Below are 19,974 nucleotides of genomic sequence, written 5' to 3' on the forward strand. Positions count from 1 at the left end.
ACACAAAGGAATCGCATCAATGTCTTTAAAATCAATTGGCAAAGGAATTGTCGACACACTTAAGTCTAAATGGACAATTACCATAATAGGTTTTTTATGTTTGGCTTTACTTATTTGGTTTGGTGGCCCTTTAGTGGCTATAGCGGGGTATGAACCGTTAGCATCAGCAGCCACACGGATTATCTTACTACTGGTTATTGTTATTATTTTTGGTGCCATTCACTTTTCTCGACAACTCAAGAATAAAAAACAAAGCGAGAAAATGGTTGATAGCTTAATTAACGGTGAAGAGGGTAGCTCTGTGGCCAGTGATGACTTAGCAAAAAGTGAAATCACTGTTTTACAAAATAAAATGACCCAAGCGTTAGATATTCTTAAAAATACCAAGTTAACTAAAAATAAAAGTATTTACGAATTACCTTGGTACATCATGATTGGTCCACCTGGAAGTGGAAAAACCACAGCGATTCAACATTCTGGTCTTGAATACCCATTAAAAGAAAAAATGGGCGTAGATATGATTGAAGGCGTTGGAGGAACAAGACATTGTGATTGGTGGTTTACCAATAAGGCAGTATTAATTGATACGGCGGGTCGTTATACCACTCAAGATAGTCATGTAAAACAAGACTCTCGGGCATGGCAAGGTTTTCTGGGTTTATTGAAAAAATACCGCCCAGTTCGTCCTATTAATGGGGTGATAATCAGCATGGGCATGTCTGATTTGTTAAACCAAACCAAGACAGAGAGAAATTTACATGCACGCGCAATTAAGCAGCGTTTACAAGAACTGCAAAATCAACTGGGTATGACTTTTCCGGTATATGTTTTATTTTCGAAATCAGATTTAGTTGCCGGGTTTAATGAATTTTTTGATGATTTAACCAAAGAAGATTGTGAACAAATTTGGGGTATTACCTTCCCGCTCAATGCAGATACAGAAGACACTGATATTGTCAGTTCATTTAATAAAGAATTTCATGATTTATTATTAAATTTAAATGCAAGATTAAATAGCCGCCTAAAAAACGAACGCGACCTAGAGCGTCGTGCGGCCATTTATGAGTTTCCAAAGCAACTCCGATTATTACAGAGCTCAGCCGATGATTTTCTGAAAGAGATCTTCGCGCCTAATGCATACGAAGAAGCACCGCTATTGCGTGGTGTTTATTTAACCAGCGCAACTCAAGAAGGTACGCCAATTGATCATCTTTCTAGTCACTTATCCAGTGGCATTAAGAGTAAAACTAAAACCTTCGCCGCCAATAAGCAACGCAGCTACTTTATTAAACGCCTATTAGAAGATGTTATTTTTCCAGAGAAAAATTTAGCATCGACCAATCGCAAGCATACAAACCATAATAAACTTTTACGAAAAATATCAGTAGGCATTGCTGCAGGTGTCACTTTGTTTGCGAGTTATGTTTGGTGGCAAAGTTATGATTGGAATAGACAATTGATTGATGATACCTATCAAGGTGTCACAGCATATAAAACGGTTACCAGTGGTGGGTTAAATGCTAAGTCTGATGTCATTACATTAACCAAAGGCTTAACATTAATTCGTGATCTCCCTGTTGGTTTTGGTACTGACAAGCCTGAGGATGCATATACCTTTGGTTTGTATCAAGGAGATAAGCTTAAACAACCTGCTACAGCGGCTTATCACCGTGCTTTAGAAACACATTTAATGCCTTACCTACAAGGTGTGCTAAGTGCAGAAATGGACGCTAATGGTGGGCACCTTAACTACCTCTACGAGACATTGAAAACATACTTAATGTTGTATTTTCCCGAGCATTTTGACAAAAGTGATGTGCAAGTCTGGTTCTCGGCTTATATCGATAGAAATCTGGTTGGTGATGTCAATAGTGAGGTTAGAAAGGAGTTAAATAAGCATATAGATACATTACTGTCTTTAGGGATTAGAGGTCATCAATATGACAGTATGACAGTGGATAGTGCCCGGATTAATTTGACCATGTTACCTCTGGTTGAGCGCGCATATCAGCGTTTAAAAAGTGATTTTTCAAACAGCAGTATCCCAGATTTTAAACTGGTTGATATTCTGAGTGTAGACAGTTTAGATGGTCTGGTGTTCATCAGTGGTCGCCAATTTAATCAAGGTATTCCTGGTCTTTATACTTTTAATGGTTTTCATGGCATTTTTAGTATAGAAAAGAATAAGATAATAAAAAACCTAACCGCAGACAGTTGGGTTTATGGTGATGAGTTAGTTGATTTAGACGAACAAGCGAAAGCGCAGATTACCCAAGAGTTAGAAAACAGATACATTCGTGATTATATTTTCTATTGGGAAGATTTCTTAAGCGACCTTGCTATCAAACCATATTCAACACGTGAGGAAGCTGAGAGTGTTACTGCAGCGCTTGCGAGCCCAGATCAACCGATCAAAACCATTATTACCGCAGTGCAGAAAAATGTGAATTTAACTAAGCTTCCTGCCGATTCAAATAATTTAAAGGCCGCGGCGGAAGTGGCCGGTAATATTTCTGATGTTGCATTTCGGTCTAAAAAAGCACGATTAAATAGGCTGTTACCCGATACAGCAATAGAGTTAGATATTGATTTGCCGGGCAAAGATGTGGAATTTGCTTTTGCAGAATTGCTCAAAATAAATCCTGCTGACATTGATAAAATTCAAACGACGTTGCGGGCTCTTAATCGAAACTACAATAAATTATCAATGCAGTCAGAAGGACAAGGTAACGTTGTTAATCAAGCCACAGAAGAAAGCTTTGCTCAACTAGGTTCTAGTTTATCTGAGCAATTGATGGATCTACCTTATCCAGTAAAAAATTGGTTAAGTGAAGTGGCTTATCGTACTCGCTCGTTTGCTAAATCCAATCAAAGTCAGCGTTTCAATGGTATTTGGCGTTCGCAAGTGTTGGCTGAATTCAATCGAGCGATCGCAGGGCGTTACCCATTTGACCGAAAATCGTCAGAAGATGTCAGACTAAAAGACTTCAGTAAGTTTTTTGGTTATGGCGGCACCTTAGATAAATTTTGGGATCAATACCTCGCTTCACATGTCGATACCAGCAAAAAACCTTGGCGTTTTAAGCGTAATATCGGCATTCGTAATGACATTTTAGAAATGTATCAACGCGCAGAAATTATTAAAGAAGCATTTTTCGAACCGGGATCTAAGCAGCCTATTGTTAACTTTTCATTAGAACCGGAATTATTAGATAGAAGTGTGAGTATGTTTTTATTCGAAATAGATAGCCAACAGCTGAAGTATCGACACGGTCCTACTCGCAAAGAGTTATTTACCTGGCCTGGCCCTGGGGCAAATAACGAAACACGAATTGCATTTTCACCTCCTAACGGCGGGCGCTCTATCAATAAGAAATATGAAGGTGAATGGTCATTCTTCAAATTATTAGATGAATTAAGTAAAAAGCGTCCACAAACTAAAAAAGATGGCAAGTTACTCATCAATCTCAAAGGCTACAATGCTGTACTGAAATTGACCGCAAACAGTGTTAACAATCCATTTTGGATGGCAAATATGGAGAAGTTTAGATGTCCTGCGAATCTTTAACATCAGTAGGTTACTGTGGCAAAGTCCCCTCAAAAGGGGATTTTATTCAGCAGAACTTAAATGTTGATTTTCTTAAAAATTGGAATGACTGGTTACAAGCTGTTATTGCGGTGAGTAAAGAACAAACCGAACACAATTGGTTGGATTATTATCTGACGAGTCCCATATGGCATTTTTCGTTATCTGCCGGTGTGTGTTGCGACCAAGCTGTTGTCGGGACCGTCATACCAAGTGTTGACCATGTTGGTCGCCATTATCCATTCACATTAGCCGGATTACATAATCAATCGGCTTTAAGAGGTTGGAAAGACAATCAGTGGGTTGAGGTTTTTGAACAGAATATATTACAAGTGCTTGAAGATGATACTGTTCTTAGTAAATGGTTCGATGCCATTACAAAAGAGACTTTAACGGTTGCCGCCAATAACGACAAGCTACTCGAGAGCGAATCGTTGGATCGCAACAAGAAAGCGTGGGTATTTCAAGGCGACAATTCTCCTGATGTACTTTTATTACTGGACCAGCAATACAGAAAACGCTTTGATCGTTACAGCATTTGGTGGACAGAGGGCTCTGACGATGTTGAACCATGCACGATTATTACTGAAGGTTTACCACAGATCAGTCAATTTATTTCTATGTTAAATGGCCAATGGCAACAGCGTGGTTGGAATACTGCAGAGCTCATTAAGGAACAAACATCATGCACTTAAGTCATGCATTAACTCATCGAGGCACCGTAAGAGCAATCAACGAGGATGCATATCTTGAATTACCACATTTAGGTATTTGGGTGGTTGCAGATGGTATGGGTGGACATGCAGCAGGAGATGTCGCAAGTCAATTAGTGATTGATGGCATCCAGCAGGCCGTTGAACATTTACAACCAGAGACTATTACATTAGATGTTTTAAAACAGTCGCTTATTGCGAGCAATCGTTTTTTGCAACAAATGAGTGAGCATGAATTTGATGGGAAGGTGGCTGGCAGTACTGTCGTTGTTTTGTGGTTATACCAAGATAACTATCACTTGTTATGGGTAGGCGATAGTCGAATTTACTTGTTACGAGATCAACAAATGAAGCAAGTCACTAAAGACCACAGTCAAGTTAATGACATGATTGATGAAGGGTTACTTCTACCTGAAGAGGCTGAATCTCATCCATTAGCGAATGTAATCACTCGGGCTGTCGGTGTTGACTCACAATTAGACATAGATTATCGCACCGATATTATGAAAGAGGGTGATGTCTTTTTACTTTGTAGCGATGGTTTAAATAAAGAATTAAATGATGTTGAAATTGAACGAACAATAAAGTCTGGCAACATCATTGATTCCGGTATGGCACTACTCCATGCCTCTTTAGTCAGGAATGCACGAGATAATGTCACCTGCATTCTTGTTAAAAATACACCTAAAAAAATAAATATCATTGATGATAGTGATAAAACAATTCCAATATTTGGTTAATGTTTTGATGAATTAAACTCATATAAGTGTTTTTGTTTGATGAGTTTAATTGTCGATAGCCATTAATTATAAATGTTGTATTTAGATGTGCTGTAACATTATTTAAAATGTAATTATATTGGGTGTAATCACATGGGGTGTGTTTGTTTTTTTTGTGATTATCCATTGTAATTAGTTATTGGCATTATATTGTATTTTGCTTCTATTAAAGGGCAATAAGTATTGTTTTTGAAGTTCTATACTTTTATTATTATAAATTAATCGTTTTTATTCAGGGATTGAATTAGATTGAGTAAGCTAAAGAATTTAACAATTGATGAATTAATTCTTCCCATTACCATTGATGCGGAGTCAGGAGTTGATCCTCGTGAAGATATAAGTCCGACATCAACTTATTATCTACTTAAAGATGTGCGAAATATTGCACGTTCTAGAGAGCGTAAAGCACTAACTGACGAAGAAGATGTATTGTCCGTTGCAGCTGAATGGCGACCGATTTTCGAACAAGTTCCGGGTATCTTAAAACAACAATCAAAAGATATTGAATATGTAGCTTGGTTTATAGAGGCAGCTTGCAGGTTATATGGTTTTAAAGGACTTTGTTTTGGTTTCACTCTAGCTACAGAGCTCGTTGAGCGCTATTGGGACACTATTTACCCAACACCTGAACCAAATGATTTGGCAGAGCGCATTGCGCCGCTTATTGGTTTAAACGGTATCGAAAGCGAAGGTTCTTTAATTCATCCAATCAGAACGATTCCGATCACTGATGGTGGCGTCATTTATTCTACTTGGCAATATGAGCAAGCTTTAGACACCAGTCGTTTAGATAAAGACAAACAAGAAAAACGTTTTGATTCAGGTTCAGTGTCACTTGAAGATGTCGAACATAGCATAAGAGAAACCTCTGACAGTTTCTTTATTGAATTAGACCGTGATGTTCAAGATGCCATCGCTGCTTTTAGCAAACTATCTGCTGCCATGGATGCTGCCATGAGCGGTGAGCCACAGCCTACCAGTTACATTCGCAAGGCATTAGAAGCATGTGCGCTACAAATCAGCGCTATCACGGCTCCCATTATTGCAAAAAACAAAGCAAACCTTGAACAAGAACAACATAACGAAAAAGAGCAACACAGCGACCCTAATGACCACAGCACAACGTCATCAGGTGTTGATGGGCAGCTTAACTCGAGAGCACAAGCCATTAATAATCTTGAAACGATAGCGGACTTTTTTAGACGTACCGAACCACATTCGCCTATGTCTTATGCCATTGAACAAGTTATACGTTGGAGTGATCTCAGTTTGCCTGAGTTGTTACAAGAATTAATCCAAGATGGTGAAGCAAGGAATGGTTTCTTCAAGTTATCTGGAATAAAAACGGAAGATTAATCTGTAGTTGATTACTCAACATATTATTGAAAGGAGTTCATATGAGTGTACATGATAAATTAAAGCGAGTAAGAAAACCTCGTGTCCATATTACCTATGATGTCGAAACTGAAGGTACAGTTGTAAAAAAAGAACTGCCTTTTGTTATCGGTGTTACAGGTGATTTTACTGGACACAACACCGCAGATTTAAAACCATTGAAAGACCGCCGTTTTGTGCAAATCGATCGTGAAAATTTCAATGATGTATTAAAACGTATGAGTCCCCAATTAAACATTTCAGTGCCTAACACGCTTGCCGGTGACGATACTGAAATGAAGGTTGCATTACAATTTAGCAGCATCGAAGACTTTGAGCCTGCTGCCATTGTTAATCAGGTTGAACCATTAAAAAAATTAATGGAAACTCGTAACAAACTCCGTGATTTGATGACCAAAGTTGATCGTTCTGAGAATCTCGAAAATATCTTAGAAGAAGTGTTAAATAACACTACTAGCCTAGATAAATTAGCTGGTGAACTTAACCTCAAAGGAGCGGAATAATGAGCATGGAAGCCGCGTCATTAGATGCTGTATCTGAAGAACAAGCACAAAGTGTTTCTATTTTAGAGCAAGCAATTTTTGCAACCAAGCAAACCGATTCTTCGCGTGCTGAAGAGCTTATTCGTTCGTTAACGGAAGAAGCCTTGAAAGGCACTGTACAGTGGGATAAAAACCTCACAGTGACTTTTAACAAGGCGATTACTCGATTAGACGACATTATCTCTAAGCAATTAGCTGCCATCATGCACAATGAAGAACTGCAAAAACTGGAAGGCAGTTGGCGTGGATTGCATCATACAGTGAAAAATTCTGAAACAAATGAAACGCTTAAAATTCGTGTCATGAGTTTGTCTAAAAAAGAACTTCACAAAGATTTGAGTAAAGCAGTTGAGTTTGATCAGAGTCAAATGTTCAAAAAAATCTATGAAGCAGAATTTGGCACCCCGGGCGGAGAGCCTTATGGTTGTTTAGTCGGCGATTATGAGTTTAGTAATCATCCTGAAGACGTTGAAACATTATCATTGATATCTAATGTTGCAGCCGCTGGCTTCTGCCCATTTGTTTCTGCTGCTGGTTCTTCTTTATTTGGTTTTGATGAGTGGACTGAACTCAGTAAACCACGCGATCTTGAAAAAGTATTTGAATCTTTAGAATACACTCAATGGCGCTCTTTCCGTGACAGTGATGACTCTCGTTTTGTCACATTAACCATGCCACGAGTGCTTGCCCGTCTTCCATATGGTGAAGCAACAAAACCTGTTGAAGAGTTTTGCTATGAAGAATTCGAATTAGATTTAGAAAGTGGCCGTGCTAAAGTCGCTGATCATGATGACTATTGCTGGATGAATGCCGCGTATGTTATGGCAACTAATATGGGACAAGCATTTAGCAAATATGGTTTCTGTACCGCAATCCGTGGCGCCGAGGGTGGTGGTAAGGTTGAAGGATTACCTGCTCATGTATTTACCAGTGATGACGGTGATCCAGATTTAAAATGTCCAACAGAGATAGGCATTACCGATCGCCGCGAAGCTGAATTAAGTAAGTTGGGTTTCTTACCACTATGTCATTATAAGCATACTGATTATGCCGTGTTCTTTGGTTCTCAATCTTGCCAAAAACCTAAAATAATGTCTAACCATGATGCTACCGCGAATGCGGCCATTTCTGCACGTTTACCTTACCTAATGGCAACATCACGTTTTGCGCATTATCTTAAAGTGATGGCTCGAGACAAAATTGGTAGCTTTATGGAAGCTGAAGATGTCGAGTCTTGGTTAAATCGCTGGATTTTATCGTTTGTTAATGCTTCAGAAGGTGGTGGGCAAGAGATACGCGCCAAGTACCCATTAGCAGACGCAAAAGTTGAAGTTAAAGAGATCCCTGGTCAACCTGGTTCATACAATGCAGTTGCATGGTTACGTCCTTGGTTACAAATGGAAGAGCTTACAGCCTCTTTACGTTTAGTCGCGAAGATCCCTAAAGTAGGATAATCACGCGCTAATGCAGTGACCCTCATTTGTTTTCAAGGATAGAAACAAACGATGCCGCATGAAACCATTTCATTTGTAACAAGTGAAATTTTCAAAGAAGATACTGGTGTTAACAAACCAGTATCTTCGACGACACAGGCACTAAAAAATAAACACCTAGTCGAACGGTTCTTGCGAGAGTCGGACTCGACTAGGTCGTTATTGCTGTGGCTTGAAAACTCAAGCCATTCGCTTGAGCAATTCGATAAAACATCTGTTTTACCTTTCCTTCTTAAAGCCATTGATCGCATTGATAGACAATTAGAACAACAGCTTAACGCTATTATTCATCATGATGCATTTCAGGCGTTAGAAGCCAGCTGGCGCGGAGTACTTTATCTTGTTCAACAGCAAGATTTACATGATAAAGACCAGAAAGTGAAAGTAAAAATGCTCGATTGTTGTTGGACAACCCTGTCTAAAGACATTAATCGGGCTATTGAGTTTGATCAAAGCGATTTTTTTAAACTGATTTATAACAATGAATACGACATGTCTGGTGGCGAACCCTTCGGCACATTAATTGGTGATTATCAAATCACTCATAAAAGCCGTCCAGGTGTATCTACTAATGATATTGATATTTTAAAAGAAATCTCCCGCACTGCCGCGGCCGCTTTTGCGCCCTTTATTACCTCGGCCAGTCCTTCATTGTTCGGTGCTGATGATTTTTCCGATTTATCTGCTCATATGAATATAGCCCAAATTTTTGAACAACACGAGTACATTAAGTGGAATTCGTTACGTAAAATGGACGATTCTCGCTTCATTGGGTTAACAATGCCTAATATTCTCATGCGTTCTCCTTATCTCATTGATGGTACTCGTAGCGAAGGATTTAAGTTTAAAGAATCGATTAAAAACCCTAAAAAAGATCATTTATGGGGCAATGCTGCTTATGCATTCGGTGGGGTATTAATTCGTGCATTTAGTGAATCTGGCTGGTTTGGTCATATCCGTGGGCTAGAGCCTGGGGCTCGTAAGAAAGGATTAGTTTGCGATCTTGCTGTGAGTCAATATGAGCCTGATTTGTATCGGAAACGCATGAAGCCATCGGTGGACTTATTAATCAGTGATAGGGCGGAAAAATCTATTTCTGACCAAGGTTTTATTCCTTTATCTCCGGTATTAGGTTGTGAGCATTTAGTTTTTTACAGTAATGCTTCTGTTCAGAAACCACCTAAATATGAACTGTTGGAAGACAGTATTAATGCAAAGTTATCATCGATGTTGCAGTACATTTTGTGTGTTTCACGTTTTGCTCATTACATCAAAGTATTAGGTCGTGAAAAAATAGGCTCACTTCATTCTGCAGAGGCTTGCCAGCGAGAGCTACAGCTGTGGCTGCATAAATACACTACCGCTTCAGATGTGTCTTCAGATGATGTAAGAAGTAAATACCCACTGCGAAGTGCCCAAGTACAGGTAAAAGAAATTCGCGGCAAGCCTGGGCATTTCTATTCGATTATTCAGTTACAACCACATTTTCAATTAGATCAGATGGTGTCCAGTATTAAATTGGTCACTGAACTGACATCAAGAAATTAAGATAAAGGTATCAAATGAAACAAATTCAACAAATGCTGCAGAGCGGCCAACTACAAGATGCAATTCAGTTAGTTGAGGCACAGTTAAAAGACGACCCGATGAATATTGACTTAAAAGGTCAACATGTTGAGTTGTTGTGTATTAATGGTGAGCTTGAACGTGCAGACAAACAATTAAACTTTTTAGTGCAAAAGCATCCCGACTTTTTAATTGGCGCAGCAAATTTACGTCAGTTGATCCGTGCTGAACAAGCCCGACAAGATTTTATGGCAGGCAAAGCAGTGCCGCAACTTTTTGCTGAGTCCGATGCACATGTTGAAGCATTAATGAAATTACGCTTAGCAATGGTTGATGCTCAAGATGATGTGACTCAGTGTGCGAGCAGCCTTGAAACTCTGCGTCCCGAAGTTAACTTAGTGTTAAATGATATCACTCATCAAGAAATTCGTGATTTAGATGACACTTTAGGTGGTTTTATAGAAATTTTTGGTACTGACGGTAATTTCTATTTAGCGCAGTTATCTGAAATTGACTATATCAACTTTAAACCTGTGACCTCATTACTGGAAATGGTTTGGCGCCGGGTTGATCTAGCCATTAAAAATGGACCGAGTGGAGAAGCGCATATTCCAATGATTTATGGTGGCAGTGAAACTGATGCGCAAAAATTGGGACGAGAAACCGATTGGCATGAAATCGCAACTAATGTTGTTGCTGGCAAGGGCTTAAAAATGTGGTTTGTCGATGATAATGCTATTGCATTAAATCAAATTACTAAAGTTACCACTCCAGTGTTGCAGTAGGCCCTGTGTTGAGCAAAAACCAACAACCGATAATGGCGTCAATTCTAGATAGATTGATTGATGATGCGCCAAACGAGCAAGATGTCAAAGACAGCCATCGTGGTCTAAATCTACGTCAGTTAAGGTCTAATGTTCGGCGCGATTTAGAAAACCTACTCAATGCTAAATTGCAGTGGCAAACGTGGCCGGAACATTTAACTGAGCTTGATAATTCTTTGATGAATTATGGTTTGCGTGACTTTTCTTCTATGCCAGTCGCGAGCTTAGACGGGCGTCAGCTTTTATGTAAACAAGTTGCCGATACCATAAAACGATTCGAACCGAGATTTTTAGAAGTGATGGTTGAAACAGTCGATAATGAACAACCATTAGACCGGGTTTTAAGATTAAAAATCAATGCATTGTTGTATGCAGAACCTGAGCCTGAATATATTTCGTTTGACTCTGAAGTTGAGCCAGTCCACTTGGCGATGATAGTTAATGAGGGAATTCTGTGAATCAGGAATTATTGGAATATTACAATCGTGAGCTTGCTTTCATTCGTCATATGGGAGCGGAATTTGCTGAGCAATATCCTAAAGTTGCCGGGCGTTTACGCTTAAGTGATGAACACGTTGAAGACCCTCATGTTTCACGATTAATTGAAGCATTCTCTTTGCTAACAGCACAAATTAGGCAAAAACTTGATGATAGTTTTCCTGAATTAACCGAGGCGTTATTAGGCCAGTTATATCCCGATTACCAAGCGCCAATACCGTCTATGTCAGTTATCAAAGTCACCACTGAAAACTTGTCGACGACTGGTGTGTTATTACCCAGATCAACTCAGGTAGACACTCAGGTGGAGGGGATGAAAACCTGCCATTTTCAAACGTCATATGACATGAAATTATGGCCAATTGAAGTGCAGAAAGCCCAGTTTCAAAATGCACCGTTTAATGCCCCAGAACCACAATGGCCAGAACGTGCTAAGGCTATTATTAAGCTTGATATCGCCTGTGAATTTGACGAAATTAGCATGCCAAGTCTTGGTGTTGATAAATTACGCTTTTTCTTGAATGGACAAGATCATCAAACGTTTCAACTTTATCAATTGTTATTTGAACACAGTCTAGGTTTTGCTTTAGTAAATGAGCAGCAAACTGTGTGTAAGTTTTTAACAAAAAGACATTTAAAAGCGGTTGGCTTTGAAGATGAACAACAAGTGATACCTTACAGTCAACGTACCAGTTCTGGTTATCGATTATTATTGGAAAATTTTATTTTTCCAGAAAAATTCTTGTTTTTTGACATCGATGATTTAGACGGCAGCTGGCAAGGGATCGACAATAAGTTTTCACTTTATATTTATTTAAAGGAAGGCTCTCAGGATTTAGAGAAGCAAGTTAGTGCCAATCATTTTCTGTTAGGTTGTACGCCGGTGATTAATTTGTTTGAACAAAAATTAGAACCGGTAAGCATTGATGCGTCTCAGTATGAATATAAATTGGCTGCCCGTTATTCTGACTCTGAAGTGACTGAAATCATCAGTATTGAAGATGTTATTGCTTATGACCCGAAGGACAATAAGGTAGAAGTCACCCCATTTTATGGCGAATCACATCCGCAATATTTAGGTCACAATAATTTATTTTGGCATGTTAGGCGTGAGTCTGCTAGTTGGTCTGGTGGTTATGCTGAATTAGGCACTGAATCGTTTTTATCGTTAGTCGACCATAATTTTAAAGGATTTAAGTCAGAAGAAGACTACGGCGCTTGGATATTAAGTATCACCGCTCAATGCAGCAACCGCAATTTACCGGCGCATCTTCCGTTTGGTACTAATGAGCCCAAAATGTTCGTACCAGAGCGTGCCGACATTATTAAGCACGTGAAATGTTTGCTTGCGCCTACGCTACCGGTGCGTGCATCGCTGAGTGATGCTTCGCGATGGCAGTTAGTCACCCATTTATCCATTGATAGTTTTAGTGGCAAAGATGCACTGTCTAACTTAAAAGAAACCCTTAAGTTATACGATTTTAAGTGTTCGCCAGAAAATAAGAATTTAATAGAGAATATTCATTCTGTTGAAGTGAGCCCAGACACAGCCAGGGTTAACCAGCATGGCCGGATTAGCTTTTGCAGCGGCAGTCATATTGAAATTACCTTCATTAAAGATCATTATTCTGGCAGTGGCGTGTTTTTCTTTTGCACTATTTTAGATCACTTCTTTGCGCAATTTGCTGCAATCAATAGTTTTACCCGCTTGAGTATGCGCTTTAAAGATCATAATTCGATAGCCTATACCTGGCCAGCACGAGCTGGACAAAGGCCGCTGCTATGACCCAGCAAGTAATGAATAATCAGTTGCAGGCGATAATCGATACGCCATCTGAATATGACTTTTATCAAGCCGTTTATCAGTTTCAACAACAATTATCTCAAGGGCGAGAGCAAGGTTATAAGGTGGGTTATGACGCCATTCCAAGCCAAGAGTTGTTACGTTTTAAGTCTGATCAACATCTTGGTTTTCCAGGACAAGCAATCAGCAACGTAGCGTCTACATCGACAAGTCAAACTGATAAAGTTGCCGCCGATATGCATATATCATTTATGGGATTAACCGGACCTAGTGGTGTATTGCCTTCACATTATACCGAGTTGCTACTAGAGCGCTTGCGACTTAAAGATAATGGGATGCGTGACTTTTATGATTTATTTAACCATCGGCTTATCTCACTATTCTATCGTTCATGGGAAAAGTATCGTTTTTCGGCAAATTATCAATCACCAGAAACAGGCGTTACCGACAGCTTTACCCATGTATTGAGTTTGCTTAGTGGTAACAAATCATTAAACCGTTATTACGCAGGTTTTTGTCACACTAAAACGCCGAGTGCAGAGTCATTACGAAGAATGTTAAATGATTTTACTGGCTGTAATGTACATATTTTATCTTTTCAAGGGCGTTGGCAGTCCTTAGCGAAAACAGAGCAAACCCGAATGGCGAGTCGAAGTATGCCAGAAGGGCAATACGCCCGTTTAGGTGTTGATGCCAGCATAGGCAGCCGGGTATGGGATATTAATTCTAGTGTCAGTATTCATATAAAGCCGAAGGAAGGTGCATCGGTTAACGCTTTTATGCCTGGAACAGCCAGTTATCAATCACTTAAAAAACTGGTTTCTAACTATTTAGGCCAGTCAGTGAAATACAAAATATTTCTAGAAATAAAACAACAAGATGCACCTACAGCTCAATTATCAAAGTCCGCAATCGGACTAGGGTTAGGTTGTGGCCTAATGAGCCGTGCAGAGAATGGACAACAAATAAAAAGCTTAATGATTTAATTAATAAAGGACTATGAATATGTCAGCGATGACTTTAAGTAAATTGGTAGGAAAACTTAACCCAGTATGTCGACAATCTTTAGAAACCGCTGCCAGCGTATGCCATAGCCGCAGCCAATTCAGCGTTGAGATTGAGCATTGGTTATTAGCGTTGCTAGAAAATGGTTCAGGTGATTTAGACATCATCATGGCCAGTTTTTCAGTACAAAAAGATCAGCTGATTAGTGATATCCGTCAGGGATTAGAAAAGTTTAAAACAGGCAACAGTGCAGCGCCAAGTTTGTCTCCACATATAGTGAGTTTGCTTCGTCAAACTTGGTTAAATACCAGTATTGAATTCAACGATAGTGAGATAAGAACTGCCTATCTGATTTTTACCTTACTGACTGACGATTCATTAAACTCTTTGGTTTCGCGCTCTGCAAAACAGCTTCTTAAAATAGATCCAGCACAGCTAAAACATGCATGGCCTCAGCTTGCTCGTCAATCTACCGAGCATAAAGTGTCAAGTAGCGATATTGAAGAAACTCAGGCGATGCAATCAGCGCCGAGCAAAACGCCAAATCTAGACCAATTTACCCAAAATTTAACCGAGCAAGCTGAACTGGGGAAAATAGATCCTATTCTTGGACGTGATAATGAAATTAGGCAGATGATCGACATTTTAACCCGTCGCCGTCAAAATAATCCTATTTTAACGGGTGAAGCCGGTGTTGGTAAAACCGCTGTTGTGGAAGGTTTAGCGCTTAAAATTGCCCAGAAAGAAGTTCCGACTGCATTACAAAATGTTCGTATTCACGTACTGGATTTAGCCTTACTACAAGCTGGAGCCGGAGTGAAAGGGGAATTTGAGAATCGGTTAAAAGCTTTAATTAAAGAAGTAAAACAGTCTGTTAAACCTATTATTTTATTTATAGATGAAGCTCACACCATGATTGGCAGCGGCGGACAAGCTGGACAAAATGACGCGGCAAATTTATTAAAACCTGCATTAGCGCGTGGTGAGTTACGTACCATTGCGGCAACAACATGGGCAGAATATAAAAAGTTCTTTGAAAAAGATGCCGCATTAACTCGTCGTTTTCAAGTGGTTAAAATTGAAGAGCCTTCTCCTGAACAAGCCATTGCAATGATGCGGGGCTTGTTACCTGTAATGGAAGGGCATCATAAAATTCTTGTTTCCGACCAAGCTTTATGTGCTGCAGTTAACTTATCTCATCGATATATTACTGGCCGACAACTGCCAGATAAAGCGGTAAGTTTATTAGATACTGCATGCGCGCGTGTCGCTATGAGTCAAGCTTCTACCCCTGGAATGGTTGAATCCTTACAACGACAAATTCAGCAACTAGACACACAAATTAGCATTCTTACTCGTGAGCAAAAAACCGGTTCAGATCATAAAAAGTCGATTACAGAGTTAACAAAAAAACATAAATTGCTTTCAAAAGAACTCGCTCCTTTGACAACACAATGGCAGGACGAATTAGTTACCGTTCAAAAAATTGCTGAATTAGTTGGCCAGATTCAAGCATCAGAAACAGATACCGCACCTTTGTTAGCGGAGTTAACGGCGTTTAAGGCAATATTGTCAGCCAATAAACAGCCTATGGTGCATTGGCAAGTTGATGAACAATTGATTGCTGAAGTCATTTCTGATTGGACTGGCATTCCGGCAGGTAAAATGCAGGATGATGAAATAAAAACAATTTTGAACTTAAATGACACCATGGCCAAGCGCGTTATCGGCCAAGATCATGCCTTGGATTTAATCGCCAAAACAGTGCAAACATCCCGTGCACAGCTGGGTGATGAAAAACGTCCCATTGGTGTGTTTTTACTGACGGGCCCTAGCGGTGTAGGTAAAACAGAAACGGCATTAACATTGGCTGAGCAAGTTTATGGCAGTGAAGACAATGTGACAGTCATCAACATGTCCGAATTTAAAGAAGAACATAAAGTGTCATTACTTTTAGGTTCACCTCCAGGTTATGTTGGCTATGGTGAAGGTGGAGTGCTGACTGAAGCCGTTCGCCGTAAACCTTATAGTGTTATTTTGCTGGATGAAATGGAAAAGGCACATCCAGGCGTTCAAGATATTTTTTATCAAGTTTTTGATAAAGGCACCATTAAAGATGGTGAGGGGCGCGATATAGATTTCAAAAATACTATTATCATTATGACCTCAAATGCTGGTACAGAAACCACGATGGGCTTATTTGAAGATGAACAAATTGCCCCATCAATTAAAGGTTTACGTAAAGCACTTCAAGATGATTTATTGAGTTATTTCAAACCGGCATTTTTAGGCCGTTTGAATGTCATTCCTTATATTCCACTGACACAACCTATGCTCAATGAAATCACTAAATTGCAATTACAGCGAGTTGCTAATCGTTTAGCTGAGCATTATCAAGCTAAGTTCACTTACAGTGATGATGTCGTGAGCCAAATTGTGTCTATGTGTCAGGATGCTGGTTCAGGTGCTCGCAATGTACATAATATTTTACAAAATACGATGTTGCCTGATCTTTCGATCAAAATATTACACAATATGGCTAACAATAAGAAAACAACCAATGTAAAAGTAAACGTAGTAAACGACGAGTTTATTTATAAAATTTAAATGAATATAAAAACCGTGACATTAATAACTAATTAGTAAGTATTAGTTTGATTATTTATAACATCATATTTGAGGGGTATATAATAAAGTATATACCCTTTGTAATGTTGTGTAGTTATTATTAATGTATAAATTATTAGTCTTGGTTGTATTTTTTTATTTATATAAACGATTAGTTGATTATCGAAAAACCTTTGATATAATCCGTTGGCTTAATTATGAGGACTCACTATATTTAAATGGATAATGCAGTTGAGTATTATTTGTTGGTAAGTGCATTTTTAATAAATTGAAATATTAAGTTTGATTATTGAACTTATAAAACTGTCCATTAATGGATGACATCCACGCAAAAGGAGCATTAATAATGCAAGCGAATACATATTTAAATTATGAAGGGATTAAAGGCGAAACCACTGCTGAAGAATTCAAAGATCTGATTACTGTGTTATCAGTCGATTGGAATATTAGCCGTGAGATCACTTCTTTCACTGGTACTGCAAAAGACCGTGAAGCTAGCTCAACTCGTTTAGGTGATGTGACCATTACTAAATTACAAGATAATTCTTCTACTGACTTGTTCAAAGAAGCGACTATCGGTAAAGGTAAAAAAGCGGTTTTCCACATCACTAAGCAAGGTGACAAAATCGAAGAAATCATGCAAATCGAATTAACAGATGCAATGATCTCTAGCTACAGTGTTTCAGTTCATGGTGACCGTCCTGTAGAGACTATCACTATCAGCTACACTGAAATGATGATGGCTGTTACGCCAACTGATGATAAAAACAACATTACTGCAGCGCTACGTTATGGCTACAGCGGTGTTAAAGGTCAACAAATGTAAGTTGTTTGTGATCTTATATCTTGGGGAACTTGTTCCCCAAGATCTTTACTCTTAAAGACTGAGGCAAGGAATGCTTAAGGCCACTCAAAAAAATAATATCATCAGTATCACAACGCCATTAGGTAAGGATACTCTGTACCTAACGCATTTTACTGCCACAGAAGCCATCTCTCAGCTTTTTTCAATCAGCGTCTCCATGTTCACTGTTGGCACCCAGATTAGTCTCGACAGTTTAGTGGGTAAAAATGTTTGTATTACTTTACGTAATGCCGAAAGTAATGGTGCAGTTCGATACTTTCATGGGGTGGTAAGTCATCTTGAGTCTGCTGGAATGCGGACCGCAGCGTCAGACGATGCACAGAATTATATAGATTATCAAGCTGTTATAGTGCCTCAAATGGCATTAATGAAAAAACGCAGTAATTGTCGGATTTTTCAAAATAAGTCAGTCATCGATATTATTAAAGACTTATTTGGTCAACATAAAGTTGAATTTCAAAATAAAACTACCAACACATACCCTCAGTATGAATACTGTGTGCAGTATTTAGAATCAGATGTCGATTTTGTTTGTCGTTTATTGCAGCAAGAGGGGATTTTCTTCTTCTTCGAGCATAGTGTTGGTGCTCATACCCTAGTACTTGCTGATGATATTAACGCCTACAAACCTTGTGCAGAAGAGAAGGTTCGTTGTTTCTCCGGTCATTTAGCCGAGTCGCACGTGTCTCATTGGCAAGGCGGCATGAGTATGGTGAGCGGCGGTTTTATTCAAAAAGGTTACGACTACGAACAACCTAAATTATACCCTTCAGGTAATCATACTAACGCAAATCTTCCTGAGCAAAGTGCACTTGAGGTGTACGATTATTTAGGCGAGTCAGAGTTCAACAAGCGCGCTCAACCGTTTGCCAATAATCAACTTGAAGCCCTGCAAAAAGACATGAATAAGTGCAGTGGCCAAGGCGATTGCCGTAGTTTTATGGTGGGTAAGTTTTTTACTTTCAAAGATCATGAAAACGCGAGTTATAAAGGTAAGAGCTTTGTTCTAAGCTCGCTGAGAACGTCGGCTACTCAGCCTAATCAGTCAGGCACAAGCCAATCAATGTCTGGCAGTGTTTATCAAAATGATTTTGAATGTGTGCCTAAAAGTACTCCTTATCGCTCACAGCTTCATTTACGTAAACCATTAATTAATGGCGTACAAACAGCGGTAGTGACTGGTGAACCTGGTGATGAACAACATATTGACAAATTTGGCCGTGTAAAAGTACAGTTTCATTGGGATCGTGAAGGCGAGTTCAATAGTAAAAGTTCATGTTGGATCCGTGTCGCACAAAGCTGGGCTGGCAACAAGTGGGGTGCATTCTTCTTCCCTCGCGTAGGCCAGGAGGTGTTAGTTGAGTTTATCAATGGTGACCCCGATCAACCGATTATCAGTGGTGCTGTTTATAACGCCGACTTAATGCCTCCTTATGCATTACCGGCTAAAAAAACTCAGTCTGGGATTAAAACCCATAGCACTAAAGACGGTGGTGCCGATAATTTCAATGAGTTACGTTTTGATGATGAAAAAGGCAAAGAGTTATTATTCCTCCAAGCAGAAAAAGATCATCTATTAAATGTAAAACATGATCAAAAAGACACCATAGGCAACGACCGTTTCACTGACATCGTTAATAACGATAACGTTAAAATTGGCAATGATCGACTAGAAGACATAGCCAACAATAACAGCTTAAAAGTCGGTAAAGTACTTAATATTGAAGCGGGTAATGAAATTGTCATTAAAACCGGCAGCGCCTCAATCAAAATGAGCAGCGACGGTTCGATTTCTATCGAAGGCACCAACATTACTATTAAAGGGACAAACGTTAAGGTTAATGGCACCAGTATTGCCTTAAAAGCTGCTCAAATTAAGTTGAACTAGCCATGACATTATCTCGTTATCCTGGAGTCGGTTTAGCTGGGCCATTTTGTCGAGGCCATGAAATTGTCTGTCAATTTGGCTATCGACATTTAATCTGCAAACCGGTTGATAAGCCACATGACCCACTCCTTAATACACCCAATATGACGTTTTGGGTCAGTGCTACATTTGGAGAGCAGTTTTTGGTTAATAGGCATAGTTGGAAGAATTCTCCTGAACTGTTAAACCAAATTTACTGTTATCTACATAATGATACTTACGCAGCCGTTCAACAAGCTGAAGCTGCAATGATATGCACTCTTGCGATGTCGTTTGAACAGCGTGCTTTGCTGGTCATCCCGTTAGACAGCCAGTAAGCCACCGGTATCAATGCGCTACAACAAATAAA

15 protein-coding genes are annotated in these 19,974 nt (G+C 39.3%); all 15 read left to right on the forward strand.

The window, feature by feature from the left end:
• Nucleotides 1-19 precede the first annotated feature (19 nt).
• The 15 genes from tssM (at nucleotide 20) to H5125_RS12320 (ending at nucleotide 19,942) form a co-directional block, all read left to right on the forward strand.
• Nucleotides 20-3,568: a type VI secretion system membrane subunit TssM gene (tssM, locus tag H5125_RS12250; protein ID WP_182744353.1), complete on the forward strand. Its 3,549-nt coding sequence runs from the start codon at nucleotides 20-22 to the stop codon at nucleotides 3,566-3,568.
• The gene (tagF, locus tag H5125_RS12255) at nucleotides 3,550-4,281 is read left to right on the forward strand and encodes a type VI secretion system-associated protein TagF (protein WP_182744354.1); all 732 of its coding nucleotides are present in this window, start codon (nucleotides 3,550-3,552) and stop codon (nucleotides 4,279-4,281) included. Before tssM ends, tagF begins: the two co-directional genes overlap by 19 nt.
• A complete protein-coding gene (locus H5125_RS12260) occupies nucleotides 4,272-5,039 on the forward strand; it encodes a PP2C family serine/threonine-protein phosphatase (RefSeq protein WP_182744355.1) in 768 nt (255 codons plus the stop codon). Before tagF ends, H5125_RS12260 begins: the two co-directional genes overlap by 10 nt.
• A 288-nt stretch (nucleotides 5,040-5,327) precedes the next feature.
• Entirely contained in the window at nucleotides 5,328-6,434 is a 1,107-nt protein-coding gene (tssA, locus tag H5125_RS12265) for a type VI secretion system protein TssA (RefSeq protein ID WP_101086873.1), read from the forward strand.
• Nucleotides 6,435-6,475: 41 nt separating this feature from the next.
• The gene (tssB, locus tag H5125_RS12270; RefSeq protein WP_101086874.1) at nucleotides 6,476-6,976 is read left to right on the forward strand and encodes a type VI secretion system contractile sheath small subunit; all 501 of its coding nucleotides are present in this window, start codon (nucleotides 6,476-6,478) and stop codon (nucleotides 6,974-6,976) included.
• The gene (gene tssC / locus H5125_RS12275; protein ID WP_011637822.1) at nucleotides 6,976-8,469 is read left to right on the forward strand and encodes a type VI secretion system contractile sheath large subunit; all 1,494 of its coding nucleotides are present in this window, start codon (nucleotides 6,976-6,978) and stop codon (nucleotides 8,467-8,469) included. Before tssB ends, tssC (H5125_RS12275) begins: the two co-directional genes overlap by 1 nt.
• 51 nt (nucleotides 8,470-8,520) lie before the next feature.
• A complete protein-coding gene (tssC, locus tag H5125_RS12280) occupies nucleotides 8,521-10,056 on the forward strand; it encodes a type VI secretion system contractile sheath large subunit (protein ID WP_101086875.1) in 1,536 nt (511 codons plus the stop codon).
• A 14-nt stretch (nucleotides 10,057-10,070) separates the two neighbouring features.
• On the forward strand, nucleotides 10,071-10,859 hold the full coding sequence (locus tag H5125_RS12285; RefSeq protein ID WP_101086876.1) for a type VI secretion system accessory protein TagJ: 789 nt from the start codon (nucleotides 10,071-10,073) through the stop codon (nucleotides 10,857-10,859).
• 8 nt (nucleotides 10,860-10,867) lie between these two features.
• Nucleotides 10,868-11,356, forward strand: a complete 489-nt coding sequence (tssE, locus tag H5125_RS12290; RefSeq protein ID WP_242445137.1) for a type VI secretion system baseplate subunit TssE — start codon at nucleotides 10,868-10,870, stop codon at nucleotides 11,354-11,356.
• Nucleotides 11,353-13,182, forward strand: coding sequence for a type VI secretion system baseplate subunit TssF (gene tssF / locus H5125_RS12295; RefSeq protein ID WP_101086877.1), 1,830 nt, complete (start codon nucleotides 11,353-11,355; stop codon nucleotides 13,180-13,182). Before tssE ends, tssF begins: the two co-directional genes overlap by 4 nt.
• A complete protein-coding gene (gene tssG, locus H5125_RS12300) occupies nucleotides 13,179-14,186 on the forward strand; it encodes a type VI secretion system baseplate subunit TssG (protein ID WP_102036674.1) in 1,008 nt (335 codons plus the stop codon). Before tssF ends, tssG begins: the two co-directional genes overlap by 4 nt.
• Nucleotides 14,187-14,205: 19 nt before the next feature.
• Complete coding sequence (tssH, locus tag H5125_RS12305; RefSeq protein ID WP_182744356.1) at nucleotides 14,206-16,812, forward strand: type VI secretion system ATPase TssH; 2,607 nt, start codon at nucleotides 14,206-14,208, stop codon at nucleotides 16,810-16,812.
• Between the two features lie 367 nt (nucleotides 16,813-17,179).
• Nucleotides 17,180-17,659, forward strand: a complete 480-nt coding sequence (locus tag H5125_RS12310; RefSeq protein WP_101086880.1) for a type VI secretion system tube protein Hcp — start codon at nucleotides 17,180-17,182, stop codon at nucleotides 17,657-17,659.
• Between the two features lie 70 nt (nucleotides 17,660-17,729).
• Complete coding sequence (locus H5125_RS12315; RefSeq protein WP_182744357.1) at nucleotides 17,730-19,586, forward strand: type VI secretion system tip protein VgrG; 1,857 nt, start codon at nucleotides 17,730-17,732, stop codon at nucleotides 19,584-19,586.
• Nucleotides 19,587-19,588: 2 nt separating this feature from the next.
• Complete coding sequence (locus H5125_RS12320) at nucleotides 19,589-19,942, forward strand: hypothetical protein (protein ID WP_182744358.1); 354 nt, start codon at nucleotides 19,589-19,591, stop codon at nucleotides 19,940-19,942.
• Nucleotides 19,943-19,974 lie beyond the last annotated feature (32 nt).

It is taken from the genome of Shewanella sp. SR44-4 (assembly GCF_014163715.1).
GTDB lineage: Bacteria > Pseudomonadota > Gammaproteobacteria > Enterobacterales > Shewanellaceae > Shewanella.